Origin of the sequence: Streptomyces sp. NPDC050546 (assembly GCF_044457425.1) — a bacterium.
Lineage (GTDB): Bacteria > Actinomycetota > Actinomycetes > Streptomycetales > Streptomycetaceae > Streptomyces.
In genome coordinates, this window is the sequence record NZ_JBITGX010000002.1 from 379,099 (window position 1) to 404,609 (window position 25,511).

A 25,511-nucleotide genomic window follows, 5' to 3' on the forward strand; every position below is an offset into this window, starting at 1 on the left:
CGTGCCGCTAGGGGCGGCACGGGTGGGCGCAGCGGCACCCCGTTCCGCCGGGCTGCGCACCCACCCCCGGCCTCAGCAGCGCCGCCGGGTTGCCTACGGCAAGGCCGCCGAACGCAAGCCCAGTTCGCGGGACAGCGCGTCCTCCACCCACTCCTGTGCCCGCGCCCGCGGCACCGCGCCCTCGTAGGACGTCAGCTGGACGGCGAGTCCGTCGAGGAGTGCGGTGAGGCGCAGGGCCGTGCCGTGCGGGTCGGGGCAGTGGAACTCGCCGGCCGCCACGCCCTCCGCGATGACCTCGGCGATGGCCGCCTTCCACTGCCGGTCGAGGTCCTGGGCGACCTCCCGCAGCGCCGGCTCGCGCAGCGCCGCCGCCCACCCCTCGATCCACAGCCGCCAGCCCTTGGCCTGGCCCGTCGGGGCGTACCACCGTACGGCCGACCGCAGCCGGCGCAGCGCCGATGTCCGGCGGCCCAGCAGCTTGCTCAGCTGTGCGAGGTCACCCTCCGCCGCATGCCGGAACGCGGCTGCCACCAGCTGTTCCTTCGTCGAGAAGTGATAGAGGACCAGCGCGTTGCTCACACCGAGCACCGAGGCGATGTCGGCGATCCTGACCGCCGTCACGCCCCGCGCCTCGATCTGCTCGACGGCGGCCCGCAGCAGATCACCGCGCCGTTCCGCCACGCTCAACCGGACTCTCGTCACGCCGTCACCCTACACACGCGCGTACCCCCTCTTGACGTGTGGATTCGGCCCGTTCGGGAGGGGCGCGTGGCCGGTTCGGCGTCCCTCAGCGGTGCCAGCCGAAGCGTTCCGTGATCACCGGCAGCCGGTCCGCCGCGATGGCGTGGGCGGCGGCCCGCGGTGTCGTCCCTTCGGCCTGCGCACGGGCCAGCATCCGCTCGACCAAGGCCCGCATCGAGCCGCGGATGTGGGCGAACGCTTCCTCCGCGTCGGCGCCGATGTCCCCGAAGAGCGTCCACCACCACCAGGCGTTCGTCCCGGAGTTGACCACCACGTCCGGCAGCACTGTCACCCCGCGCCCGGCCAGCAGCAGCTCCGCCTCCGGTCGTACGGGCATGTTCGCCGCCTCGACGACCCAGCGAGCGGTGATCCGCTCCTGGTTCCCGGAATCGATCGCGTACGAGACGGCCGCGGGCACCAGAACGTCCGTGTCGGCCGACAGCCACGCCTCGCCGGGCAGGTCGCGGTCGCCGGGACGCAGCGCGGAGCGGTCCACGGTGCCGTGGGCGTCCCGCGCGGCGAGCAGCGCCTCGACGTCCAGCCCCGCCGGGTTGGCGATCGTGCCCTTGACGTCGGCGACGGCCACGACCGTGAGTCCCGCGCGGGAGAGGAAGCGCGCGGTGGCTCCGCCCATGGTGCCGAGGCCCTGGAGGGCGACCCGCGTCCCCGCGTAGGGCACACCGGCGCGGTCCAGGGCCGTGAGGGCCGCCTCGGCCACACCGCAGCCGCCGGCCAGTTCGTCGAGCCCCGTGCCGCCCACTTCGACCGCGAACGCGTCCGCGAGTCGCCGCCTGGCCTCGGCCTCGTCGTCCAGCAGGGGATACACGGCCTGTATGGAGGAGACCAGCCCCGCCTCGGCGGCGGCCCGGTCCACCAGGTCCTGGGTGAGCCCGAGGTCCTCGCCCGTCGTCCAGCAGCTCTCGATGTACGGCCGCATCGCGCGCAGGTAGCGCACGAGCAGGGGGTACGCCTCCGGGTCCCGGGGGTCGCAGTCGATGCCGCCCTTCGCGCCGCCGAGCGGGACGTAGCGGCTCTCGGGGTCGTAGTGCAGGGCTTCCTTCATGGTCATCCCGCGGGCCAGGCCCGTGACCTCCTCCAGGGTGCAGCCCGAGCGCATCCGCAGACCGCCGCTGGCGACACCGCGCACCAGCCGGTCGACGACCAGAAAGCCCTGGTGACCGGTGACGTGGTCGGTCCAGGTGAGGGACAGCAGAGGGCTGGCCATACGGGCTCCTTCGCCGGGGTTGCCGAGGGTTTTACTGAATCACCGGTCAGTATCGCCCTCGGAGGGACCCCAGTGCTTCGGTGTCGTCGGAGGGGCCGACCATAATGGAAAGCCTGACCGACTCCACTTGGAGGTACCGTGGCCGGTTTCCGTTCCCTGAGCACCGGGCTCCGTGCGCTGCGGCCCGGGGCGTTCGGCGCGGATCCGCGCGGTGAGCGCATGGCGCGCATCCGCAGATCGCCCCACTTCGCGGACGGGGTCTTCCAGAATCCCGGCGGCCCCGCGCGGACCCGGCCCTCGGGCTCCACCCTGGACTTCGCGAAGGTCTTCTTCGACAAGGAGACCCGGCCCCGCCGCAGCCCGAAGGGCACGGTGCCGCTGCACTCCACCACCCTCGCCGACATCGCCAGGCCCCCGGCCACGGGGCTGCGGCTGACCTGGATGGGGCACTCCAGCGTGCTCGCGGAGATCGACGGCCGACGGGTCCTGTTCGACCCGGTGTGGGGCGAGCGCTGCTCCCCGTTCCCCTTCGCCGGGCCCAAGCGGCTGCACCCGGCGCCCGTGCCGCTGGCCGCGCTCGGCCCGGTCGACGTGGTGGTCATCTCGCACGACCACTACGACCACCTGGACATGCCCACCATCAAGGCCCTGGCCGGCACGGACACCCTGTTCGCCGTGCCGCTCGGCGTCGGCGCGCACCTGGAGCACTGGGGCGTGTCCGCCGGCCGGCTGCGCGAACTGGACTGGCAGGAGACCACGAAGATCGGCGGCCTCGCCCTGACCGCCACCCCGGCCCGGCACTTCTGCGGCCGGGGCCTGCGCAACACCCAGCACACCCTGTGGGCCTCCTGGGTCGTCGCCGGGGAGGAGCACCGGATCTACCACAGTGGCGACACCGGCTACTTCGAGGGCTTCAAGGAGATCGGCGCCGAGCACGGGCCGTTCGACGCCACGATGATCCAGATCGGCGCGTACTCCGACTTCTGGCCCGACATCCACATGACCCCCGAGGAGGGCATGCGCGCCCACCTCGACCTCCAGGGCGGGCCGGAGCACGGCCCGATGCTGCCGATCCACTGGGCCACCTTCAACCTCGCGACACATCCCTGGGCCGACCCCGGCGAGGGGACGGTCGCGGCCGCCCGCGCGGTGGGCGCCCGGGTCGCGCTGCCCCGCCCCGGCGAGCCCTTCGAGCCCACGGCGGAGACCGTCCCGTCCGAGCCGTGGTGGCGTGGGGTGGCGCTCGCTCCGGCGGGTGGATTCCCGGCCGGGGAGGCGCTCCCCGAAGCCGACATCAAGACCGCGTCGGACACGGCAGCCGTGGCCCAGGCCGATACGGTGAGTGACGGGCGGGGTGAGTCGGCCAAGGGCACCGGGGACCCCGAGACGCTCCCGGCGGGCTGACGAGGAGCAGACGGCAGGTAGACGGCGAGGGCCGGGGAGAGAGAGTCTCCCCGGCCCTCGCCGTTTCGGTGTGACCGCTTCTGACCAGGTCGGATCGGACTGTGACCGTTCATGGTCGAGCGCGGGGCGGAGTTATCGGTCTGTCGTACGAGACCTCATACCAGAGCAGGACGCTCACCGTATGAGTTTGTCAACTGCCCACCGCACATGATGCGCTGGCGACTACTGTCAGTGGCCGTCGGGAAACAGGACGGATCAGGGAGCGGGGACCGGCACGTGCAGGCGCAAGGCGGACGAGGGAGTCGACGCGACGGGGATCCCCGCCGCCCACGCACCACCGACGCCGGTACGGCTACGGCCGTGGCCTCCGGCCCGGGCCGGGACCCGGATTCCGGTCCCGCCGGAGCCGGGCGGAAGCAAGGAGCGTCCGGGCCGGCGGCCCGGAGGGCGCGGAAGCGGCCACGCGAGCCCGACCGCACGCCCGCGAGCCCCCCTGGCACCCAGCACCGACGGACCAGTACGAGGACACCGATGTCTCACCTCCGCGCCCCGGCCACACGCGCAGACCGCCGTGAGGGCGGGCGGCACGGGCGGCCAGCCGCCCGCACCGCACCCGCGCTGCCCGAGACCCACATACGGCCCCAGCTGCTGCGTCTCGCTGTGCTGCCGCCCGTCGCCGTCGCCCTCAGCGGCTGTGCCGCCGTCCTCTTCACCGTCCGGTCCACCGGGGCCCGCCCGGGGCTCACCCTGTGGGCCGTGCTCGCCGGGGCGGTCTCGGTCACCCTCGTCGGCATCGTCGTCGCCGCGGTGGCCGCCAACCGGGCCGCCCGGTCCGTGCACGACCGCATCGGCGTCCTGCGCCGCACCACCGCGCGGCGCGAGGCCGACCTGCGCGGCCTGGTCGAGACGCTCCGCCGCGGCGACGGCCCGCCACAGCGCGGTCCCGACGATCAGCGCGGCGGTCCCGCCCAGGGCGCCGACGACTTCGACCTGCTCTCGGCCGACCTGACCCGTGCGCACGACGGCGCCCTCACCGCCGTCGTCGAGGCCGCGCAGCTCTCCAGCCAGGCGGGCAGCGAACAGAAGCTCGAGGTGTTCGTCAATCTCGCCCGGCGCCTGCAGTCACTGGTGCACCGCGAGATCTCCATCCTCGACGAGCTGGAGAACGAGATGGAGGACCCCGAACTGCTCAAGGGGCTCTTCCACGTCGACCACCTCGCCACCCGCATCCGCCGGCACGCGGAGAACCTCGCCGTGCTCGGCGGGGCTGTCTCCCGCCGCCAGTGGAGCAACCCCGTCTCCATGACCGAGGTGCTGCGCTCGGCCATCGCCGAGGTCGAGCAGTACTCGCGGGTCAAACTCGTGCCGCCGATCGACGGCACCCTGCGTGGCCACGCCGTCGCCGACGTCATCCACCTGCTGGCCGAACTCGTCGAGAACGCCACGGTGTTCTCCGCCCCCCAGACCCAGGTGCTGCTGCGCGCCAACCTCGTCACCTCCGGGCTCGCCGTGGAGGTCGAGGACCGCGGACTCGGCATGCCCGTCGAGGAGCAGACGCGGATGAACGCCCTGCTCGCCGACCCGGACCAGGTGAACGTCGCCCGGCTTCTCGCGGACGGCCGCATCGGCCTGTTCGTGGTCTCCCAGCTCGCCCGGCGGCACGGCATCAACGTCCGCCTCCAGACCAACATCTACGGCGGAGTGCAGGCGGTGCTCGTCGTGCCGCAGGCGCTGCTGGGGGCGGAGGCGGGTGCGCCGGCGGGTGCCGGGCATCCGGAGGGTGGGCAGGCCGGAGCCGGAGGCGCCGCCGGGCGGGCGCCCGACGGCGGAGCCCGAGCGGACTCCCCAAAGCCGTCCTCGGCCGAGGGGGCGGTGTCCGGCGGCGTCGGCCCCGGCGGCTCGCCCGATGCCGGATCCGCGCCCACGGCAGGGTCCTCGACGGTGTACGGGTTCTCGTCCGTGTCGGCTACCCCGTCCGAGGGACGGCGGTCCGTCCCGCCCTCCGCACCCGCCGCGTCCCGAGCCCACCAGCGGGACATCGAACCGGACTCGGGCGCGACCCCGAAGAACGGCCATCCGGCGCCCCTGCCCGTGCGCGGGACCCGTCGGGAGCGCCCCACCCCGGCCGACGCGCGTCCCGGGATCAGCCCGGACGACCGGCGCGTCCTCGCCGGGAACGCGACCGAGCCGCCCACCCCCCGCAACGGCGCCGTGCGCGGCACCATGGGCAAACCCCAACTGCCCCGCCGCCGCGCCCAGGAGCACATCGCCCCCCAGCTGCGCGACGGTCCCACGCCGCGCCAGGACCCCGAGTACCTCGTCGGCCACGACCCCGGTCTGATGGCGGCCTTCCAGCGCGGCATGAGCCTCGCCGAGGCGCAACAGCACATGGAGTCCGGCGACATGGGCCGGGGCGACAGGGAGCAGCCGACGCACATCGAGCCGGCACACCTGGAGCCGGTGCACACCGACCACAGCACCACCACCCGGCGGGACGGGAGCGCACCCGCCGGATGACCACCCCCGTTTCCACCTCCACCCCCACCCCCAGCGCTCCCGCAGACCTTCGTACCCCAAGGAGTCGATCCACCATGGCGAGCGATGCGCCGACCGCCCAGGTATCCGATCTCGACTGGCTGATGAGCGGCCTCGTGCAGCGCGTACCGCACACGAACGCCGCTGTGCTCCTGTCCTGCGACGGGCTCGTGAAGTCCGTGCACGGCCTCGACCCGGACAGCGCCGACCACATGGCCGCCCTGGCCTCCGGCCTGTACTCCCTCGGCCGCAGCGCCGGGGTCCGCTTCGGCGACGGCGGTGACGTACGGCAGGTCGTCGTCGAACTCGACTCGACCCTGCTGTTCGTCACCACCGCCGGCTCCGGCACCTGCCTGGCCGTGCTCGCCGGCCGCGAGGCCGACGCGGCCGTGCTCGGCTACGAGATGGCGATGCTCGTCAAGAGCGTCCGCCCGTACCTGGTCACCGCTCCCCGGCAGCAGTCCGTCGAACCCCCGGCGATGAGGCCTTGACCGTGACGGCGGCCGGTGACGGGCCCTGGCTCGACGACGCGGCCGGGCGGCTGGTGCGCCCGTTCACCGTCAGCAACGGCCGCACCCGTCCCACCGTCGCGCTCGACCTCATGTCGCAGCTGATGGCCACCGGGGCGACCCCCCTCGGCTATCTCGGCCCCGAGCACACCCAGGCGCTCGACCTGTGCCGCGCGCCCGTCGCGGTCGCCGAGGTCGCCGCCCATCTCAGACTGCCGGTGGCCGTCACCAAGGTGCTGCTGGCGGACCTCGTCGACAGCGGGGCGCTGACCACCAAGCCCCCCGCGTTCTACCACAACCCGACGGACCGGGCTCTTCTGGAGGCAGTGCTCGATGGACTACGACGACAGCTCTGACTACGCCGACGGACCGCGCGGCAGCGCCGATCCGTTCCCCACCGCGCTCAAGATCCTGGTCGCGGGCGGGTTCGGCGTGGGCAAGACGACCTTCGTCGGCGCGGTCAGCGAGATCGCGCCGCTCAGCACGGAGGAACTGCTCACCACCGTCAGTGCCGCGACCGACAACCTCGACGGCATCGAGAACAAGGTCGAGACGACCGTGGCCATGGACTTCGGCCGCATCACCCTCGACCCCGCACATGTGCTGTACCTGTTCGGCACACCCGGCCAGGAGCGGTTCTGGTTCATGTGGGACGAGTTGTGCGAGGGCGCGCTCGGGGCGGTCATCCTCGCCGACACCCGCCGTCTGGAGGAGTGTTTCGCGGCGGTCGACTTCTTCGAACAGCGCGGCCTCGGCTTCATCGTCGCCGTGAACGAGTTCGACGGTTCCCACCGCTACGACCCCGAGGAGGTGCGCGCGGCCCTCGACCTGACCGCGGACGTCCCCGTCGTGTGCTGCGACGCCCGGATCTCCAGCTCCGGGGTCCGGACCCTGCTGACGCTCGTGCGCCACCTCATCGCCCACACCCCGGCCCCCACGACGGGGTACGGCGCCCATATGTGACCCCCTCACACCTGCCACGGAGCCCCTGTATGACGCATGCCCACACTTCGCGAGTACGCCCATGAGCTACGACCCGCCGCGCCCGGCCGGTCGTCTGCTGCTCACCCCCGAGGACAAGGAGGCCCCCGCCCGCACCCACCGACTGCGCCGGCTGGGTCTGGGGGAGCGCCCCGAACCCGCACTCGACGCCTTCGCACGCCGCCTCGCCGAGTTCACCGGGGCGCCGTACGCCATGGTCAACTTCCCCGACGAGCAGCGGCAGTTCTACGCGGGCCTGTACGTCCCGGCCGTCGCGCCGGTGGTGCGCGGCGACGGCACCAGCCCCCAGGTGGGCCGTGCCCTGCCCCGCGACCATGGCTTCTGCCCCCATGTGGTGGCGCGACGCAAGGCCCTGGTCCTGGAGGACGTCCGCGACTACCCGCGGTTCGCCGGCAATCCGGTGGTCGACGAGTTCGGCATCCGCTCCTATCTGGGGGCGCCGCTCCTCGACGGCACGGGGCTGGTGCTGGGCACGGTCAGTGTCGCCGACGTCGAGCCGCGGCCCTGGGGACAGCCGGGCCTGACGGCCATCAAGGAACACGCCGCGCAGCTCGTCCTGCGGCTGGAGGGCCTGGACGGCTCGCTGCCCTACTGAGCGCCCGCGTTCCCGGAGTCTCCTGAGGGCGTGAAGGAAAGCTGAGGCGGCGCTTAAGAAATCCTCGATGGACCGGTGCGGCCGCCGTACGGCAGATTGCACTGCGATCCCACTCCTCTCCCGGCCCAGGGGCTGCTTCGGCATGCCCGGAGCCGGGACTCACCCACAGGAGCCCTAGCGGTGAAGGCGCTGGTCAAAGAGAAGGCGGAGCCCGGGCTGTGGCTCACGGACGTCCCGGAGCCCGCCGTCGGGCCCGGCGACGTACTGATCAAGGTGCTGCGCACCGGCATCTGCGGCACCGACCTGCACATCAGAGCGTGGGACGGCTGGGCGCGGCAGACCATCAGCACCCCGCTCGTGCTCGGGCACGAGTTCGTCGGCGAGGTCGTCGGAACCGGGCGGGACGTCACCGACATCGGCATCGGCGACCGGGTGAGCGGCGAGGGCCATCTGGTGTGCGGCAAGTGCCGTAACTGCCTGGCGGGCCGCCGTCATCTGTGCCGGGCCACCGTGGGGCTGGGTGTGGGCAGGGACGGGGCGTTCGCCGAGTACGTTGCGCTGCCCGCCGCCAACGTCTGGGTGCACCGGGTGCCCGTCGACCTCGACGTGGCCGCGATCTTCGACCCGTTCGGCAACGCCGTGCACACCGCGCTGTCGTTCCCGCTCGTCGGCGAGGACGTGCTGATCACCGGCGCGGGTCCCATCGGTCTGATGGCCGCCGCCGTGGCCCGGCATGCCGGCGCCCGCAACGTGGTGATCACCGACGTCAGCCCGGAGCGGCTGGAGCTGGCCCGCAAGGTCGGGGTGAGCCTCGCGCTCGACGTCTCCGGCGGCACCATCGCCGACGGGCAGCGCGCGCTCGGTCTGCGCGAGGGGTTCGACATCGGCCTGGAGATGTCCGGCCGCCCCGAGGCCCTGCGCGACATGATCGCCAACATGACGCACGGCGGCCGGATCGCCATGCTCGGCCTGCCCGCCGAGGAGTTCCCCGTCGACTGGGCCCGGATCGTCACCTCGATGATCACCGTCAAGGGCATCTACGGCCGCGAGATGTTCGAGACCTGGTACGCGATGTCCGTGCTGCTCGAAGGCGGCCTCGACCTCGCGCCCGTGATCACCGGCCGTTACGGCTTCCGCGACTTCGAGGCGGCGTTCGCCGACGCGGCGAGCGGCCGCGGCGGCAAGGTCATCCTCGACTGGACCGCGTAACTCCCCCTTCCCCCCGGACTTTTCTCCGCGACCACGTCAGGAGCCTTCTCATGTTCGACTCCGTGCGCGACGACCTGCGCGCCACCCTCGACGAGATCCGCGCCGCCGGCCTGCACAAGCCCGAGCGCGTCATCGGCACCCCGCAGTCGGCCACTGTGAACGTCACCGCGGGCGGCCGCCCCGGCGAGGTCCTCAACTTCTGCGCCAACAACTACCTCGGCCTCGCCGACCACCCCGAGGTCGTCGCCGCAGCCCACGGGGCCCTGGACCGCTGGGGCTACGGCATGGCCTCCGTCCGCTTCATCTGCGGCACGCAGGAGGTGCACAAGGAACTCGAGGCGCGGCTGTCGGCGTTCCTCGGCCAGGAGGACACGATCCTCTACTCCTCCTGCTTCGACGCCAACGGAGGTGTGTTCGAGACGCTGCTCGGCCCCGAGGACGCGGTCATCTCCGACGCGCTCAACCACGCGTCGATCATCGACGGCATCCGCCTGTCCAAGGCCCGCCGCCTGCGCTACGCCAACCGTGATCTGGCCGAGCTGGAGGCCCGGCTGAAGGAGGCGTCCGACGCGCGTCGCCGGCTGATCGTCACCGACGGCGTCTTCTCCATGGACGGCTATGTGGCGCCGCTGCGCGAGATCTGCGACCTGGCCGACCGCTACGACGCGATGGTCATGGTCGACGACTCGCACGCCGTCGGCTTCGTAGGCTCCGGCGGCCGCGGCACGCCCGAGCTGCACGGCGTCATGGACCGCGTCGACATCATCACCGGCACCCTCGGCAAGGCGCTCGGCGGCGCGTCCGGCGGCTATGTGGCGGCCCGCGCCGAGATCGTCGCCCTGCTGCGCCAGCGCTCCCGGCCGTACCTCTTCTCCAACACGCTCGCCCCGGTGATCGCGGCGGCCTCCCTGAAGGTCATCGACCTGCTGGAGTCCGCGGACGACCTCCGGGTCCGGCTCGCCGAGAACACGGCTCTCTTCCGCCGCCGTATGACCGAGGAGGGCTTCGAGATCCTCCCCGGAGACCACGCCATCGCACCCGTGATGATCGGCGACGCGACCAAGGCGGGCCGCCTCGCGGAGCTGCTGCTGGAGCGCGGTGTGTACGTGATCGGCTTCTCCTACCCGGTCGTGCCACAGGGACAGGCCCGGATCCGGGTGCAGCTGTCGGCGGCCCACTCGACTGAGGACGTCAACCGCGCGGTGGACGCGTTCGTGGCGGCGCGGGCCGAGCTGGACGCCGAGCAGGCCTGAGCGGCGCGTTTGAGACAATCGATCGCATGATCGAAGCGCGGCGGCTCCACATCCTCCGTGCGGTGGCGGACCACCGTACGGTGACGGCGGCTGCCGCCGCGCTGTACCTCACCCCGTCGGCCGTGTCCCAGCAGCTCGCCGCGCTGGAACAGGAGACCGGGCACCGGCTCGTCGAGCGCGGCGCCAAGGGCGTACGGCTCACCCCCGCGGGCGAGATCCTGCTCAACCACACCAACGCGGTCCTCGCCCAGCTGGAGCGGGCCGAGGCCGAGCTGGCCGCGTACAGCTCGGGAGCGGCGGGCACCGTCACGGTCGCCTCCTTCGCGACGGGCATCGCCCTGGTCGTGGCGCCCGCGGTGGCCCGGCTCGCCGAGTCCGCGCCCGGGATCCGTATCCGTGTCCAGGACGCCGAGGGCGACGCCAGCCTGCCGATGGTGCTGGACCGGCAGGTCGATGTCGCCGTCGCCGTCGAGTACCGCGGTGCCCCGCCCGCCGACGATCCGCGACTGGCCCACGTGCCGCTGTACGCCGAGCCCTTCGACGCGGTCGTGCCGGTCGCCCACCGGCTGTCCGGTGCGCCGGAGATCCCGCTCGCCGGACTGGCCAAGGACCCCTGGATCGGCCCGTACCCCGGCAACCCCTGCCACGACGTGGTGATCCTGGCCTGCGAGAACGCCGGCTTCCAGCCCCGTATGGAGCACTCCTCGGACGACTTCCGCGCGGTCGTCGCCCTCGCCTCCGCCGACGCCGGTGTCGCCCTCGTACCCCGCTCGGCGCTGCGCGGCATGGACCTCACGGGCGTGGTCGTCCGCCCCGTCGACGGCACCGCCCCCACGCGGCGGGTCTTCGCCGCCGTCCGCCGGGGAGCCGAGGAGCATCCCCTGATCCGCCCGGTGCTGGACGCGCTCGGCGCGGCGGGCCAGGCGCAGCCGCTGCCGGTGTGAGGACCCCGAAACCTGCATGTCTCATATCCGGGATAGCGTCCCGGATATGAGAAACGACGACGATGGCGCGGACCCCGTCGACACCCGGCTGGGTGTCCGCCTGGCCGAGCTGCGGGCCGAACACGGCTGGTCCCTGGGCGAGTTGGCCGACCGCAGCGGAGTGAGCCGGTCCACCCTGTCCCGGGCCGAGCGGGCGGAGATCAGCCCCACGGCCTCGCTGCTGAACCGTCTGTGCGCCGTCTACGGGCGCACCATGTCCCAGCTGCTCAGCGAGGTCGAGGCCGAGCCCGCGCCCGTGGTGCGGGCGACCGAGCAGCCCCTGTGGCAGGACCAGGCCTCCGGTTTTGTACGGCGGTCCGTGTCCCCGCCGCACTCCGCCCTGCGCGGCGAACTCGTCGAGGCCCGCCTCTCGCCCGGCGCCGACATCGCCTACGACCGTCCGCCCGTCGCCGGCCTGGAGCAGCACATCTGGGTCCTGGAAGGCGCCCTCGACGTGACCGCGCAGGCCACCGGGCACCACCTCGGCGCCGGCGACTGCCTCCGCATGCGCGTATGGGGGCCGACCCGGTTCCGGTGCGCCGCTCCCGAGGGCGTGCGGTATCTGCTGGCGGTGGTGCGGCCGTGACCGTCACCCGTCTCGACGAAGCTCAACTCCGCAAGGCGGTACCGGAGTTGGCTGGCCTGCTGGCCGACACCGTCAACGCCGGGGCCTCGGTCGGCTTCCTCGCCCCGCTCGACCGCGCGGAGGCTCTCGTCTGGTGGGAGGAGCGGGCCGCCGACGTGGCCGCGGGCCGTCTCGCCGTATGGGCGGCGTACGACGGGGACCGGGTGCTGGGCACCGTGAGCCTGGCATTCCCCGGCAAGGCCAACAGCCGCCACCGCGCCGAACTCGTCAAGCTCATGGTGGCCCCGGACGCCCGCGGGCGCGGCCTCGGCCGCCGGCTGCTGGCGACGGCGGAGGACGCCGCCGCGGCGGCCGGGGTCACCCTCCTGCACCTGGACACCGAGAGCGGCAGCCCCGCCGAGCGGCTGTACCGGTCCGCCGGCTGGACCGCGATCGGCGCGATCCCCGACTACGCGGCGAGCCCCGACGGAGTGCTCCGCCCGACGACGATCTACTACAGGCACGTACCGGCAGACGCTCTCACCAGGTGATTGTCAGTGGGAGCGGCTACCGTGCCGACCATGCCGGATGCCGAAGACGTACGACGGATCGCCCTCTCCTTCCCGGACACCACGGAGAAGATCGCCTGGAGCATGCCCACGTTCCGGGTCGCGGGGAAGATGTTCGCGACGCTGCCCGAGGACGAGACGTCCATCGCCGTGCGCTGCCCCAAGGTGGAGCGGGACGAACTCGTGCTCGCCGAGCCGAAGAAGTTCTGGATCGCCGACCACGAGGCGTCGTTCGCCTGGGTGCGGGCCCGGCTGGACGCGCTGGAGGGCGAGGACGAACTGCGGGACATCCTCGCCGACTCCTGGCGCCAGGCCGCCCCGAACCGGCTCCTGGAGGCCCATCCCCGCCTGGGACTCCCAGCGGCGGAGTGACGGCCCCGGGGTCCGGCCTCCGGGAAACGGATGCGCGATCACCGGCGCGAGTGCGGTATTGTTTCCCTGCGCGTTCGGCCGGGGGAACCCCCAGGTCAGACGGGCAACGGGACGTGGCGCAGCTTGGTAGCGCACTTGACTGGGGGTCAAGGGGTCGCAGGTTCAAATCCTGTCGTCCCGACAGAATCGACCAGCGGGTCTGCCGGAAGGCAGGCCCGCTGATTGCGTTGTGGCGTCAGCCGCCGCCGTCGAGGTCGTCGCGTCGGCGCAGTACCGCCAGCTCGTGACCGTGCAGCCCCATCTCGTACAGCTTGCCGCGGGCGTTCTCGAAGGGCCGGTGGAGGATCATCATCAGCCGGTCGTCGAAGGTGTGGAACAGCATGCCGTGGCCGCTGTCGTCGCGGACCAGGGGCCGGTGCTGCTGCCAGGGGCCTTGGATGTCCCCGGACCGGGACACCGCGTAGGTCTGCACATAGCCGCCGCTGACGGTGCCCTCCTCGCCGGCCGTGTTCTTCTCGTAGGTCGACCACAGCATGAGCAGGGACCCGTCGGGGGTGCGATACAGCTGGGGGCCGTCGGTGATGTAGGGCGGCAGCTGGTGCGGGACGCCGGCGGGGATCTGCTCGGCGGTCCAGGGCGCGTCCGAGGCCTTGAAGAGGTAGACCGGGTCGCCGGTCGTCCGGGACAGGTCCGGAGTCAGCCGGACAGCCTCCATCGTCCCGTCGATGGTCTGGAGCCACTCGTGCGCGTACACCATCCAGGGCTGCCCGGACGGGTCGGTGTACAGCGTGCCGTCGAGGGTCATGAGGTGCTCGGGCGGGACGGGGCGCGAGGGATCGAGCACGGTGAACGGGCCGAGCAGTGAGTCGGAGACCGCCGTGATCGTCCCGCGCATATGGGTCGGGGTCCGGAACGGGACGCCCCACCGGTCGGGTGCGGGGACCGGGAGGGGTCTGTCCTCGTTGTGCAGCGTGGTGAACAGGTAGTACCTGCCGTCCCACGCGTGCACCTCCGGCGCCCAGCCGCCGTCCGTCGCCCAGATTCCCTCCTGCTCGGCGGTACGGAACACCACGACGGGGCGCGTCCAGTCCAGCAGGTCCTGGCTGCGGTAGACCATCGTGCCGGTGCCGTCCACGCCCGACACGGACGGGACGTTGGACGTGTAGAGGTGATAGGTGCGGGTCTCGGCGTCGGCGACGACGAACGGATCGTGCAGCGGCATGTCGGGAAGCCGCATCAGCTCACCCCTTCGTGAGGGTCCGCCCCCGTCAGATCACACAGCCCGCATGGGCCAGCGCCTGCTTCAGCAGCACTCCGTGCCCGCCCGGCATCTCGCTCTGCACCGCCTCGGAGACGGCCTCCTGGGGGCTGAACCACACCAGGTCGAGCGCGTCCTGCCGGGGCCGGCAGTCGCCCGTCACCGGCACGATGTAGGCCAGCGACACCGCGTGCTGGCGGGGGTCGTGGTACGCCGTGACGCCCTGGGTCGGGAAGTACTCCGCGACCGTGAAGGGCTGGAGCGACGCCGGGACGCGGGGGAGCGCGACCGGGCCGAGGTCCTTCTCCAGATGGCGCAGCAGGGCGTCGCGGACCCGCTCGTGGTGCAGCACGCGGCCGGAGACCAGCGTCCGGCTGACCGTTCCGTCCGGCCCGATGCGCAGCAGCACACCGACACTGGTGACTTCGCCGCTGTCGTCGACGCGTACGGGAACGGCCTCGACGTACAGGATCGGCATGCGGGCGCGTGTCATCTCCAGTTCGTCGGAGGACAGCCAGCCGGGCGTGGTATCGGTCATGTCAGACATCGCTTGATCATACTTTCAGCCGTTCGGACTTCCTGGATAGCCGCTCCAGGGGAACTGTGACCGGCCCCACGCCGTCCTAATCCCCCTCCGCCACGTCGTCCGGCAGCCGGTAGACCCGCAGGGCGTTGTCCCGCCCGGCCCACCGCGCGATCCGCAGCGCGTCCGGCAGGGACAGCTCGTCCGCGTCCACCCGCTCCTGGAGCAGCCCCGAGAGCCCTTGCCGGAAGGCGAGCGCCCCGAGGTGGAAGAACTCGGCCACACCGTACGCGTCGGAGCTGTACAGCAGTTTGCGGAACGGTGTGATCTCCAGGGCCTCCGCGAGGACCGCACCGGCCCGGGCGGGGCCGACGTAGTGCAGCGTGAGACCGACGTCGAGGTACACCTGCTCGAAGACCGCCGCCAGGTAGGCGGCCTGCCGCTGAAAGGGCCAGCAGTGCAGCAGCAGGACGGGAATCGTCCCGGCGGTCAGACGCAGCCAGTCCGTGAGACGGCTGGGGTCGGCCCGGTGCAGCCGGATGTCGTTGTCGCCGAACCCGGTGTGCAGCTGGAGCGGCAGGCCCAGGTCGACGGCGGTCCACAGCACGTGCCGTACGAGGACCTGGTCGGCCAGCCGGCCGCCGCGGGCCGACCAGCGCCGGGCCGCCTCGGTGACCTCCGGGTCCGAGGGGCGGGCCGGGTCCAGGTCGAAGCCGGTGCGGTAGGCCGCCACCGACTTCACGGCCACCACTCCGGGCCGCCTGACGGCGTCGAGCGCGGCCGCGCGGAAGACGTCCGCGTACGCGTCCGGCTCGACCCCTGCGGCCCGCACCGACTCGGCGACGCTCTCCAGCCGTACGACCTCGTACGCGGACCCGCCCGCGGCCGCGGCGAGTTGGGGCGGGGTGGTGAGCCGGTCGGGGGTGAGGCCGGTGTCCACGCAGAGGACGTCCGTGCCCGAGGCGCGCAGGAAGCGCCGCTGCACCTCGTGCCACCCCAGTTCGGAGCGCCGGGCGAGGTACTCCTCGGCGGGAGCGTGCCGGGGCAGGTCCAGCAGGGGAGCGCAGTGGCGGCGCACGGCCACGCCCACGGGGCTGTCGAAGGGCGAGATGCCCGGCCAGACGTCGCCCTCCGTGATGAGCGACTCGAAGGCCGCGCGGTCGAGGCCGGCCGTGACGGTGCCATGGCAGTGGTGGTCGACCAGCCTCAGGGCGTCGAGCGTCTCGCGGACCGCGCCCACGTCAGTACCTCCAGCGGTACGCCGCCGCCACCTGGTCGTCGTCCAGCCCCGCCACGGACGCCAGTTCCCCACGCCGCACGGCGATCACCGCGTCGGCCAGGACCGGTCCCAGGGCCGCGCGCAGTGGCTCGTCCCCGCGGAACTCCTCGACGGCCTCCTGCAGCGAGACGGGCAGCCGCCGCACGCCCCGGGCCGCCGCGTCCGCCTCCGCCAGCCGTGCCGGGTCCCCGGTGATCTCCCCGGGCAGGGCGGCGGACGAGGACAGGCCGTCCAGTCCGGCGGCGATGAGGGAGCCGATCGCGAGATAGGGGTTGGCCGCCAGGTCGACCGGCTTGATCTCCAGGTTGGCCGCCTGGTCGCGCAGGCCCGCGGTGCCGGTGATGACGCGCAGCGCGGTCTCCCGCGTCTCGCGGCCCCAGGCGGTGAACACTCCGGCCCACTGGGAGGGCCTGAGCCGCAGATGGCTCGCCGGGCTCGGGGCGGTCACGGCCGTGAGACCGGGCAGATGGGCGAGGAGACCGGCCGTGAACGACTCCGCTTCGGCCGTCATGCCGTACCGGCCCTCGCCACCCGAGTGCAGGTTGACGCCCTCGCGCCAGGCGGAGAGGTGGACATGGCCGCCGTTGCCGACGCCCTGGCCCACGACGGCCGGGGCGAAGGAGACCCGCAGCCCGTGCCGCTGGGCCACCGCGCGGACGGTCTGCCGTACCAGCACGCTGCGGTCGGCCGCCGCCACCGGATCGACGGCACCCACCGAGATCTCGAACTGCCCCGCCGCGTACTCGGGATGGACCTGTTCCACGTCGATGCCCTGCGCCGCACAGGCCGCCAGCAGGTCGGCGGTGTAGTCGCCGAGTTCGACCTGGCGGGTGGCGCCGTAGGCGGGGCCGGTCGTCGCGGGCACGAAGGCGTCGTCGGGTGCGTCGCCCCTGGCCACGGTCCACTCGATCTCGATGGCCGCCCGGAAGGCGAGACCGTGCTGCTCGGCCGCCTCGGTGACGATCCGGCGCAGGAACGTGCGCGTGCAGCCGGGGTGCCGCTCACCGTCCTGAGTGATCCGGTCGACCGGTGCCCACGCCCAGCCGGGCTGCCCGGCCAGCACCACCAGCTGGTCGAGGTCCGGATAGAGGCGCAGGTCGCCGTCGGGGGAGCCGAGGACGTCGGTGGTGACGATGGAGTCGTTCGCCAGGAACGTGTCGAACACCGGAGACATGCCGACGCCCCAGGCCGCGGCGGAGGCGAGCCGGGCCGTCGGGACGGTCTTCACCCGGCCGATGCCCGCGGTGTCGACGTAGGACAGCACGACGCCGTGCACACCCCGCCCGGCGAGTTCGCCGCTCAGCGCGGCGGCCCGCTCGACGTCGCCGGGGCGGCCGCCGGGCACGGGATCGGCAAGGGTGGTCATACGCCTCTTCCTCCGGTCAGGGCTTCACGGCCACCGCGCCGAACTGCGGTACCAGCACGCCCGAGCCGGCCTCGGCATGCCACTGCCCGCACGACACCATGCCCGGTTCGAGCAGTTCGAGACCCTCGAAGAACGCGGCGATGTCCGTGCCGCTGCGGGCGGTGATCGGGGGAGTGGCGTTCTCGTTCCAGAACTGCATGGCGGGGATCTGGCCCGCGCCGCCGAGCTCGTCGTCGAAGGTGGGGTGGGTGAGGACCAGGAAGCTGCCGGAGGGGACGGCGGCCATCACCCGGCGCACGATGTCCCGGGCCTTCTCGGTGTCCAGCACGAAGTTGAGGATGCCCAGCATCATGACGGCGACGGGCCGGGTGAAGTCGAGGGTGCTCCCGGCGCGTTCGACGATGGCGTCCGGGTCGTGCACATCGGCGTCGAGGTAGGCGGTGACGCCGACCCGGGTGCCCGTCAGCAGGGTGCGGGCGTGCACCAGCACGATCGGGTCGTTGTCGACGTAGACGATCCGTGAGTCGGGCGCGATCCGCTGGGCTATCTCGTGGGTGTTGTCCGCCGTCGGCAGCCCCGTGCCGATGTCGAGGAACTGCCGCACTCCGCGCTCGCCGGCCAGGAACGACACGGCCCGGCCCAGGAAGTCCCGGTCGGCGCGGGCGATGTCCCGGATGATCGGGAACATGCCGGCGACGTGCTCGCCGACCTTCTGGTCGACCTCGTAGTTGTCCTTGCCGCCGATCCAGTAGTTCCACACGCGGGCGTTGTGCGCCACACCGGTGTTCAGCCGCGCCGAGCCGCTCGGCGGGGTGTGGCTCTCACTCACGTCTCTTCCTCTCCTCGGACCGGCGACCGGGAGGACCGGCCGTCGCCGCCATTGTGCCGTTCCGGTGATCACGCTGTCCCGGGAATCGGCGGAGCGGGCAGGGCCCTTGGCGTGTCGCGGGGGAGAGCCGTCGCCGGGCTACTCGACCTCGCTGGGGTCCGGCGAGGGCGTCTTGCCGGCCAGCACGTCCTTCAGATTCTGGGTGCCGATCTTCACCGCCTGTTCGGCGGAGTCCTGCTCGTCCCCGTCGAGCCCGCCGGCGGTGACGGTGATGGCGTCGTTGCCGACGCGTACGGCCGCCACGGTCAGGGTCAGCGTGGCCTCCGCGCCCCCGGTCGTCCCCTGCACCGTCACGCGCAGGCCCTGACGGGCGTCGCCCACCTTCGGCAGCGAGGTCTCGATGACCTGGACGGTGCGCTGTTCACCGTCCTCGGTGACGGTGAACTGGTCGCACTTCTCCGGCAGGGTCGCCATCCAGTTCAGGGAGTCCTGCGGGTCGGTCCGGTCGTAGGAGGCGACCTGGTACAGCAGGCGTGAGTCGCCCTGCTCGAAGCCGCGCAGCGCGTTCGCTCCCGAAGGCCTGCCCAGCAGATCGTCGTCGAACAGGGAGTTCATGAGGCGCTGGCAGTCGGCGGCGTCGGTCTTGGCGGTGAGGAAGTCGGAGACGTCGACCGTGCCGATGACCAGACTGTCGTTCCAGTTCTCGGCCTCCGTGTCCTTGACCTGGGTCCAGTCGTCCTCGATGTCCGCTTCGGTGATCAGCGCGGTTCGGGCGCCGTCCTCGGTGAGGGTGGCGGTGGGCGAGGGGGTCTGCTGCTTCCCGGCGACCTGTGTCGCGGTGATGCCCGACGCCCGTGATCCGTCTCTGTCGTCGCCGCCCGAGCAGGCGGCGGTGGCCAGCAAGGTGCCTGCCGCCAGGGCGGAGGAGAGAACGCGGGTGAGCGGGGACGGACGACGGGTCATCGGGAGTGCCTCCTGAGAGCGTGACGCGTGTCCTCAGCGCACCACCGGCACCGACGGCCCACCACCGGCACCGGACCGATCGGGTGAGCGCCGCCCGGCGTGCGGACGCCTCATGTTCCGGCGCGCGCGTGCCCGTTCTGCCAGGCCCAGGCCGCGATCTCGACGCGGTTCCGGGCGGCCAGTCTGTGCTGCACGCTGGACAGGTGCGTCTTGACCGTGGAGAGGGAGACGTACAGTTCGGCCGCGATCTCGGCGTTGGTGCGGCCGAGGGCGACCAGGCGGACCACGTCCAGTTCGCGCTCGGTCAGCGGCTCCCGGAGCCGGGCCGCAGGGGCCGGCTGTGGCGCGCTGTCGGTGGCCGAAGCGGCGGTGATGTGCCTGAGCAGACGGACCGTGACCGACGGGGAGACCAGCGAGTCGCCCGCCGCGGCGGCGCGGACGGCCTCCGCGAGCAGGGTCGGCCCGGAGTCCTTGAGCAGGAAGCCGCAGGCGCCGCCGCGCAGCGCGCCGTACACGTACTCGTCGAGATCGAAGGTGGTGACCACGACCACCCGCAGCGGGTCGGCGACATCCGGTCCGGCCAGCAGCCGGGTCGCCTCCAGGCCGTCCAGCTTCGGCATCCGGATGTCCAGCAGACACACGTCCGGCCGCTCACGGCGGGCCAGCGCCAGGGCCTCCTCGCCGTCGCGGGCCTCGGCGACCACGGTGATGTCCGGCTGGGCGTCGAGGAAGAACCGGAATCCGGTGCGGACCATGTCCTGGTCGTCCGCGATGAGCACCCGGATGGGAGCGCCGGAGCGACCGGCGGCATCGGCCGGGCCCGGTGGGACGGGGGTCGTCATGGGTCGATCATGCCTCAGGGTGGGGGCCGGGCAGGGGGCGTCAGGCAGCGGAGCCTCCAGTCTTGTCCGCGGTTGCGGGGGCGCGCCTCCGCCGAACGGCCGGACCCGGGGGGCGGGGCCTCGGCCGTTCGGCCGATCCCGTCGCGCGGGGAGCCTCGCCTACCGTGATCCGTATGAGATCCCCCTCCCCCCGGGGCTGCGCGCGGGGCTTCGGCGTCGGGTTCCTCGTGGCGGCCGCGGTCTACGACCTGCTGATCGCGGACAGCTTCGGCGCGGGCCCCTGGCTGCCGGCGGCGGTGCTCCTCGCCGGGTTCGCCGCGGTGCTGTGGCCGGTCGAGCGGCGGCCGCCCTGGCTCACCCCGCAGGTACGCACCGCCGGGCCCGCCCTGATCTCCCTTCTCTTCACGACGGGCGTGCTGCTGACACACCGCGCGGACGTGCCGTTCGGGCCGGGCGAGGTCGCGATCCTGCTGAGCCTGCTGTTCATCGCCGTACGCCACTGCCCGTGGCCGTGGGCCCTGCTGTGCGGTGTGCTCGACGGGGTGGCTGTGCTGCTGTTGCCGGTGCGGTATTTCCGGTCGTTGCAGGACGACGAGGTGTCGGCGTACGCCGTGATCGGGCTGATCCTGATCGGGCTCACCGCCGGACTCGCCGCGTATCTGCGTTCCCTGGACTACCGGCGCACCGTCGCGGTCAGCGAGACCCGCCGTGCCGAACGCGTCGCCATCGCCGCCGACCTGCACGACTTCGTCGCCCACCACGTCACCGGGATCCTCGTGCAGACACAGGTGGCCCGCATGATGGCCGACCGGCAGCCGCAGGAGGACCTGGACCCCGTCCTGGCCGGTATCGAGCGCGCCGCGACCGAGGCGCTGGCCTCCATGCGGCGCACAGTCGGCGTGCTGCGGGACACCGGCGCCGAGGCCGCCGACCGCCGCCCCGTCGGCGACCTGGCCGGCATCTCCGACTTGGTCGCGCGCTTCGCGAGCCCGGTCCAGAAGTCCGCCCTGCACCGCGACCCGGCGGTCTCCGACGACCTGCCGCACGAGGTGCAGGCAGCGGCCTTCCGGGTCGTCCAGGAGGCGCTGACCAACGTACGGCGTCACGCGGCCGACGCCACGTGGGTCACCGTCCGGCTGGCCCGCCCCGGCGACCGGCTGGAGGTCACGGTGACGGACGACGGCCATGGCGGCACCCAGCTCCCGGAGGCCGCCCACGGCGGCGGTTTCGGCCTGGTCGGACTGACGGAACGGGTGACCGCGCTGGGCGGCGAACTGCGCGCGGGGCCACACGCCGGGGGAGCCGGCTGGGAGGTGCGGGCGGTGTTTCCGGCGGGGAAGCGGTGAGGCCAGGCGTTCGACGCCTGGCTTCCGGGCTCCCGTTCGCTGTTCAATGAAGCTGTACACCCGCCGAGGGGAGCCGTGCACCTGCTGAGCGGAGGCGTGCACCCGCCGAGCGGAGGCGTGCACCCGCCGAGCGGAGCCGCAGGCCCGTCGAGCGCGAGAGGAGCCGCCCGTGTCACCCGCCGTCGTGCCGCCCGTCGGCGCGCGTATCCGGCAGGCCCGGCTGGAGCGCGGCACGAGCCTGCGCGCACTGGCCCGGGAGGTCGGAGTGTCGGCGAGTCTCGTGTCGCAGATCGAGACCGGCAAGAGCCAGCCCTCGGTCAGCACGCTGTACGCGATCACGACGGCCCTCGGCGTCTCCGTGGAGTCCCTCTTCGACGCGCGGGCCTCGTCGCCCGTGGTGGGTGCGAGCGCACACGGTTCCCTCCCGCACGCCCTCGCGGCCTTCGCCGCCGACCCGGGCCGGCGCATCGGCCCGCTGGCCGTCGCGGGTGAGCGCGAGACGCTGGAGCTGGACTCGGGGGTCGTGTGGGAGCGCCTGGGGCGGGTGCCGGGCGCGGACGTCGACTTCCTGCTGGTGACCTACCGGCCCGGCGGCTCCTCCGCGGGCTCCGGCGGACTGATGCGGCACGGGGGAACCGAGTACGGCTATCTGACCTCCGGCGAGCTGATCCTCACCCTCGGTTTCGACGAGTACACGGTGCGCCCGGGCGACGCCGTCTGTTTCGAGTCGACGACTCCCCACCGTTACCGCAACGATGGAGAGGTACCCGCTGTGGGCGTCTGGTTCGTGTCCGGCGATGTTCAGTGACACTTGACACTCCTGTCACCCGGGCGTTCACTCCGAAGTGGGGGTGGTCGCCATGGCGATCCGCACATATGGACCCAACGCCGTCGACTGGGAAGAGCGCGTCGACCTGGCCCGGCTGCGCGGGCAGCGGCTGGCCCGGCTGCACGAGTCCCTGAACCGGTCCCAGCTGGGCGCGGTGCTCAGCTTCGACTTCGCCAACATCCGCTATATGACGGCCACCCACATCGGCACCTGGGCGATGGACAAGCTGATCCGCTTCGCCCTGCTGGTGCGCGACGGGGAGCCGGTCGTCTGGGACTTCGGCTCCGCCGCCCGCCACCACCAGCTGTACAACCCGTGGCTGGACTACAGCGACGGCAAGGGTGGCCCGCCCACCGGCGCCCGCGCCGGCATCTCCACTCTGCGCGGCGCCTTCCACCCGGAGGCCGGGATCGCCGAGGACGTCGCCGCCAAGATCGCCACAGAGCTGCGCGAACATGGCCTGGCGAACGAACCGCTCGGCGTCGACGTCGCCGAGATGCCGGTCCTGGCCGCCCTGCGCGCCGAGGGCATCGACGTCGTCGACGGACAGCAGGTCTTCCTGGAGGCCCGCCGGATCAAGACCGGCGACGAGATCGCCCTGCTCACCCAGGCCTGCGCCATGGTCGACGCGGCCTACGAGGAGCTCTACGGCTATCTGCGCCCCGGCGTCCGCGAGAACGAGTGCGTCGGAGTCGTCAGCAAGGTCCTGTACGACCTCGGCAGCGAGTACGTCGAGGGCGTCAACGCCATCTCGGGCGAGCGCTGTTCACCGCACCCGCACGTCTACAGCGACCGCCTGATCCGCCCAGGCGACCCGGCCTTCTTCGACATCCTGCACAGCCACCTCGGCTACCGCACCTGCTACTACCGCACCTTCGCCGTGGGCAGTGCCTCCCGCGCGCAACGGGACGCCTATGTGCGCTGCCGGGAGTACATGGACCAGGCGATCGCCCTGGTCCGGCCGGGGGCCAGCACCGCCGACATCGTTCGGGTCTGGCCGCGCGCCGAGGAGTTCGGCTTCGCCGACGAGACCGCCGCCTTCGCCCTGCAGTACGGCCATGGTGTCGGACTGTCGATCTGGGAGAAGCCGATCTTCAGCCGTCTGGTCTCCCTCGACCACCCCGAAGTCCTGGAGGAGGGCATGGTGTTCGCCCTGGAGACCTACTGGCCGGCCGCCGACGGCTGGTCAGCCGCCCGCATCGAGGAGGAACTGGTCGTCACCGCCGACGGCTGCGAGGTCATCACCAAGTTCCCCGCCGAGGAACTGCTGGTGGCCGGGCGCAAGTACTGGACCGTGGGCGGCGAGCTGAACACCCGCCGAGAAGCGCAGTCGCATCTGAACACCGGGTCGCAGTGATGGATCCGGTCGCCCTCCTCGACGCCTACGAGCGGATGGCCGTCATCCGCCGTACGGAGAAGGCCGCCCACGACCTGTTCCTGCAAGGCCTGGTGAAGGGCACCACCCACCTCGCCGCCGGGCAGGAGGCGATCGCCGTGGGCGCGAGTGCCGCCCTGCGCCCCGACGACTATGTGTTCGCCACCTACAGAGGCCACCACCATGCCCTCGCCCGGGGCGCCACCCCCGAGGAGTGCCTGGCCGAGCTGATGAGCCGGGCGACCGGGCTGTGCAAGGCCAAGGGCGGCTCCATGCATCTGACCAAGGCGGCCACCGGCATGCTCGGCTCCTACGCCATCGTCGGATCCCACCTCCCGATGGCGGTCGGGGCGGCCTGGTCGGCCCGGCTGCGGGGGACCGACCGGCTCGCGGTCGCCTTCTTCGGCGACGGCGCCACCAACATCGGCGCCTTCCACGAGTCGCTCAACCTGGCCGCCGTGTGGAAACTGCCCGTGCTGTTCGTGTGCGAGAACAACCTGTACATGGAGTACACGCCCATCGCCGACGTCACGGCGGTGCCCCGGCCCGCCGCCGACCGGGCGCCCGCGTACGGCATCCCGGGGGAGGTCGTCGACGGCAACGACGTCGTGGCCGTCGAGGAGGCGGTGGGGCGGCTCGCGCGGCGGGCCCGGGCCGGAGACGGGCCCGCCGTGCTGGAGGCCGAGACCTACCGGCACTTCGGGCACAGCCGCACCGACCCGGCGACCTACCGCCCGGCCGAGGAGGTCGAACGGTGGCTGAAGCACGACCCGCTGGACCTCGCGCGGGGACGGCTCGCCGAGCTGGGCATCGGGGCGGAGGCCGTCGCGGAGGCCGACGAGCGCGCCCGGGCCGTCGTGGAGCGGGCGGTCGAGGCGGCGAAGGCGGCACCGCCGCCCGACCCGCGGGAGGCGCTGACCGACGTGTGGGCCGACGGGGGTGCCGCATGGCGGACGTGATCACCTACCGGGACGCGGTCGCCGAGGGCATCGCACGCGAGATGCGCCGGGACGCGTCGGTGGTGTGCCTCGGGGAGGACATCGGCGCGGCCGGCGGGGTGTTCAAGACGACCGTGGGGCTGCGCGAGGAGTTCGGGCCCGAGCGGGTGTGGGACACGCCCATCTCCGAACAGGCCATCGTGGGCGCCGCGATGGGCGCCGCCATGACCGGGATGCGGCCCGTCGCGGAGATCATGTTCTCCGACTTCCTGGCCTGCTGCTGGGACTACCTCGCCAACGAGATCCCCAAGGTCCGCTACATGACCGGCGGCCAGGTGACCGTGCCGCTCGTCGTGCGCACCGCCAACGGCGGCGGACTCGGCTTCGGCGCCCAGCACTCCCAGGCCACCGAGAACTGGGCGCTGACCGTCCCCGGCCTGAAGATCGCGGCACCGGCGACGCCCGCCGACGTCATCGGCATGCTGGCGGCTGCGATCCGCAGCGACGACCCCGTGGTCTTCTTCGAGCACAAGGCCCTCCTGGCCACCAAGGGCGCCCCACCACCGCCCGGTCACCTCGTCGAGCTGGGGCGGGCCGCCGTCGTGCGCGAGGGCACCGACGTCACGCTCGTCGCGCTGGCCTCCATGGTGCCCCTGGCCCTGCGGGCCGCCGACGCGCTGTTGGGGGAGGGGATCGAGGCGGAGGTGGTCGACCTGCGCTCGCTGGTCCCGCTGGACACCGCGACCGTCCTCGCCTCACTGGGCAGGACCTCGCGACTCGTCACCGTCGAGGAGAACCCGTACCAGGGCGGCTGGGGCGCCACCGTCGTCTCGGTCGTCGCCGACGAGGGCTTCGGCCTGCTGGACGCACCCGTGCGGCGGGTGACGGGGGAGTGCGTCCCGCTGCCGTTCGCCGACGCGCTGGAGGAGCGGGTCATCCCCACCGCAGAGAAGGTCGTGGCGGCGGTCCGGAGCCTCGCCGCGTACTGAACACCCCATGGA

26 protein-coding genes and 1 tRNA gene are annotated in these 25,511 nt (G+C 72.7%); 18 read left to right on the forward strand and 9 right to left on the reverse strand.

Translation table 11 applies throughout. The features are described 5' to 3' along the window. Positions 1-93: 93 nt before the first annotated feature. The gene (locus ACIBK5_RS06470) at positions 94-702 is read right to left on the reverse strand and encodes a TetR/AcrR family transcriptional regulator (protein ID WP_399016826.1); all 609 of its coding nucleotides are present in this window, start codon (positions 700-702) and stop codon (positions 94-96) included. A gap of 85 nt (positions 703-787) precedes the next feature. Further along, complete coding sequence (locus ACIBK5_RS06475; protein ID WP_399016827.1) at positions 788-1,966, reverse strand: Glu/Leu/Phe/Val dehydrogenase dimerization domain-containing protein; 1,179 nt, start codon at positions 1,964-1,966, stop codon at positions 788-790. 138 nt (positions 1,967-2,104) lie between these two features. On the opposite strand from ACIBK5_RS06475, the gene ACIBK5_RS06480 reads away from it, so the two are divergent. From ACIBK5_RS06480 to ACIBK5_RS06540, 13 genes are all read left to right on the forward strand, one after another. Beyond that, positions 2,105-3,370 (forward strand): MBL fold metallo-hydrolase, encoded by a 1,266-nt coding sequence (locus ACIBK5_RS06480; RefSeq protein WP_399016829.1) that lies wholly within the window; start codon positions 2,105-2,107, stop codon positions 3,368-3,370. A gap of 531 nt (positions 3,371-3,901) precedes the next feature. Further along, a complete protein-coding gene (locus tag ACIBK5_RS06485; protein ID WP_399016831.1) occupies positions 3,902-5,887 on the forward strand; it encodes an ATP-binding protein in 1,986 nt (661 codons plus the stop codon). A 74-nt stretch (positions 5,888-5,961) separates the two neighbouring features. Beyond that, complete coding sequence (locus ACIBK5_RS06490; protein ID WP_215117258.1) at positions 5,962-6,396, forward strand: roadblock/LC7 domain-containing protein; 435 nt, start codon at positions 5,962-5,964, stop codon at positions 6,394-6,396. Between the two features lie 2 nt (positions 6,397-6,398). Beyond that, a complete protein-coding gene (locus tag ACIBK5_RS06495; protein ID WP_399016833.1) occupies positions 6,399-6,770 on the forward strand; it encodes a DUF742 domain-containing protein in 372 nt (123 codons plus the stop codon). Then, entirely contained in the window at positions 6,748-7,377 is a 630-nt protein-coding gene (locus ACIBK5_RS06500; protein WP_382486272.1) for an ATP/GTP-binding protein, read from the forward strand. The genes ACIBK5_RS06495 and ACIBK5_RS06500 overlap by 23 nt, the downstream gene beginning before the upstream one ends. A gap of 61 nt (positions 7,378-7,438) precedes the next feature. Beyond that, positions 7,439-8,011 carry a GAF domain-containing protein gene (locus ACIBK5_RS06505; protein WP_399016835.1) on the forward strand — a complete coding sequence of 191 codons (573 nt, stop codon included), beginning with the start codon at positions 7,439-7,441 and terminating at the stop codon, positions 8,009-8,011. A gap of 180 nt (positions 8,012-8,191) precedes the next feature. Next, positions 8,192-9,220 carry an L-threonine 3-dehydrogenase gene (gene tdh / locus ACIBK5_RS06510; protein ID WP_399016837.1) on the forward strand — a complete coding sequence of 343 codons (1,029 nt, stop codon included), beginning with the start codon at positions 8,192-8,194 and terminating at the stop codon, positions 9,218-9,220. Between the two features lie 50 nt (positions 9,221-9,270). Next, positions 9,271-10,473 (forward strand): glycine C-acetyltransferase, encoded by a 1,203-nt coding sequence (locus tag ACIBK5_RS06515; protein ID WP_399016839.1) that lies wholly within the window; start codon positions 9,271-9,273, stop codon positions 10,471-10,473. A 26-nt stretch (positions 10,474-10,499) separates the two neighbouring features. Then, positions 10,500-11,417, forward strand: coding sequence for a LysR family transcriptional regulator (locus ACIBK5_RS06520; protein ID WP_399016841.1), 918 nt, complete (start codon positions 10,500-10,502; stop codon positions 11,415-11,417). A 46-nt stretch (positions 11,418-11,463) separates the two neighbouring features. Next, on the forward strand, positions 11,464-12,042 hold the full coding sequence (locus ACIBK5_RS06525; RefSeq protein ID WP_399016842.1) for a helix-turn-helix domain-containing protein: 579 nt from the start codon (positions 11,464-11,466) through the stop codon (positions 12,040-12,042). Beyond that, a complete protein-coding gene (locus tag ACIBK5_RS06530; protein WP_399016844.1) occupies positions 12,039-12,572 on the forward strand; it encodes a GNAT family N-acetyltransferase in 534 nt (177 codons plus the stop codon). The genes ACIBK5_RS06525 and ACIBK5_RS06530 overlap by 4 nt, the downstream gene beginning before the upstream one ends. 30 nt (positions 12,573-12,602) lie before the next feature. Next, on the forward strand, positions 12,603-12,962 hold the full coding sequence (locus ACIBK5_RS06535) for an MmcQ/YjbR family DNA-binding protein (RefSeq protein ID WP_399016845.1): 360 nt from the start codon (positions 12,603-12,605) through the stop codon (positions 12,960-12,962). 107 nt (positions 12,963-13,069) lie between these two features. Next, a tRNA-Pro gene (locus tag ACIBK5_RS06540) sits at positions 13,070-13,143 on the forward strand. 54 nt (positions 13,144-13,197) lie between these two features. Here ACIBK5_RS06540 and ACIBK5_RS06545 read toward each other — a convergent pair. The 7 genes from ACIBK5_RS06545 to ACIBK5_RS06575 form a co-directional block, all read right to left on the reverse strand. Continuing rightward, entirely contained in the window at positions 13,198-14,199 is a 1,002-nt protein-coding gene (locus tag ACIBK5_RS06545) for a glycoside hydrolase family 43 protein (RefSeq protein ID WP_399016847.1), read from the reverse strand. A gap of 31 nt (positions 14,200-14,230) precedes the next feature. Next, positions 14,231-14,767, reverse strand: coding sequence for an NUDIX hydrolase family protein (locus ACIBK5_RS06550; RefSeq protein ID WP_382486254.1), 537 nt, complete (start codon positions 14,765-14,767; stop codon positions 14,231-14,233). Positions 14,768-14,843: 76 nt separating this feature from the next. Beyond that, on the reverse strand, positions 14,844-15,983 hold the full coding sequence (locus ACIBK5_RS06555) for an amidohydrolase family protein (protein WP_399016849.1): 1,140 nt from the start codon (positions 15,981-15,983) through the stop codon (positions 14,844-14,846). A gap of 1 nt (position 15,984) precedes the next feature. Further along, positions 15,985-17,388: a glutamine synthetase gene (locus tag ACIBK5_RS06560; protein WP_399016851.1), complete on the reverse strand. Its 1,404-nt coding sequence runs from the start codon at positions 17,386-17,388 to the stop codon at positions 15,985-15,987. A gap of 16 nt (positions 17,389-17,404) precedes the next feature. Beyond that, positions 17,405-18,217 carry an SAM-dependent methyltransferase gene (locus ACIBK5_RS06565; RefSeq protein ID WP_399016853.1) on the reverse strand — a complete coding sequence of 271 codons (813 nt, stop codon included), beginning with the start codon at positions 18,215-18,217 and terminating at the stop codon, positions 17,405-17,407. A 138-nt stretch (positions 18,218-18,355) separates the two neighbouring features. Continuing rightward, the gene (locus tag ACIBK5_RS06570; RefSeq protein ID WP_399016855.1) at positions 18,356-19,180 is read right to left on the reverse strand and encodes a hypothetical protein; all 825 of its coding nucleotides are present in this window, start codon (positions 19,178-19,180) and stop codon (positions 18,356-18,358) included. 110 nt (positions 19,181-19,290) lie between these two features. After that, positions 19,291-20,022: a response regulator gene (locus tag ACIBK5_RS06575; protein ID WP_399016857.1), complete on the reverse strand. Its 732-nt coding sequence runs from the start codon at positions 20,020-20,022 to the stop codon at positions 19,291-19,293. A gap of 173 nt (positions 20,023-20,195) precedes the next feature. Between ACIBK5_RS06575 and ACIBK5_RS06580 the strand changes: the two genes are divergently transcribed. The 5 genes from ACIBK5_RS06580 (at position 20,196) to ACIBK5_RS06600 (ending at position 25,499) form a co-directional block, all read left to right on the forward strand. Then, positions 20,196-21,368, forward strand: coding sequence for a sensor histidine kinase (locus ACIBK5_RS06580; RefSeq protein WP_399016858.1), 1,173 nt, complete (start codon positions 20,196-20,198; stop codon positions 21,366-21,368). Between the two features lie 169 nt (positions 21,369-21,537). Beyond that, the gene (locus tag ACIBK5_RS06585; protein WP_399016860.1) at positions 21,538-22,176 is read left to right on the forward strand and encodes a helix-turn-helix domain-containing protein; all 639 of its coding nucleotides are present in this window, start codon (positions 21,538-21,540) and stop codon (positions 22,174-22,176) included. A 52-nt stretch (positions 22,177-22,228) separates the two neighbouring features. Further along, the gene (locus tag ACIBK5_RS06590; protein ID WP_399016862.1) at positions 22,229-23,554 is read left to right on the forward strand and encodes a M24 family metallopeptidase; all 1,326 of its coding nucleotides are present in this window, start codon (positions 22,229-22,231) and stop codon (positions 23,552-23,554) included. Beyond that, complete coding sequence (locus ACIBK5_RS06595; RefSeq protein WP_399016864.1) at positions 23,554-24,531, forward strand: thiamine pyrophosphate-dependent dehydrogenase E1 component subunit alpha; 978 nt, start codon at positions 23,554-23,556, stop codon at positions 24,529-24,531. Before ACIBK5_RS06590 ends, ACIBK5_RS06595 begins: the two co-directional genes overlap by 1 nt. After that, positions 24,519-25,499, forward strand: coding sequence for an alpha-ketoacid dehydrogenase subunit beta (locus tag ACIBK5_RS06600; RefSeq protein ID WP_399016866.1), 981 nt, complete (start codon positions 24,519-24,521; stop codon positions 25,497-25,499). Before ACIBK5_RS06595 ends, ACIBK5_RS06600 begins: the two co-directional genes overlap by 13 nt. Positions 25,500-25,511 lie beyond the last annotated feature (12 nt).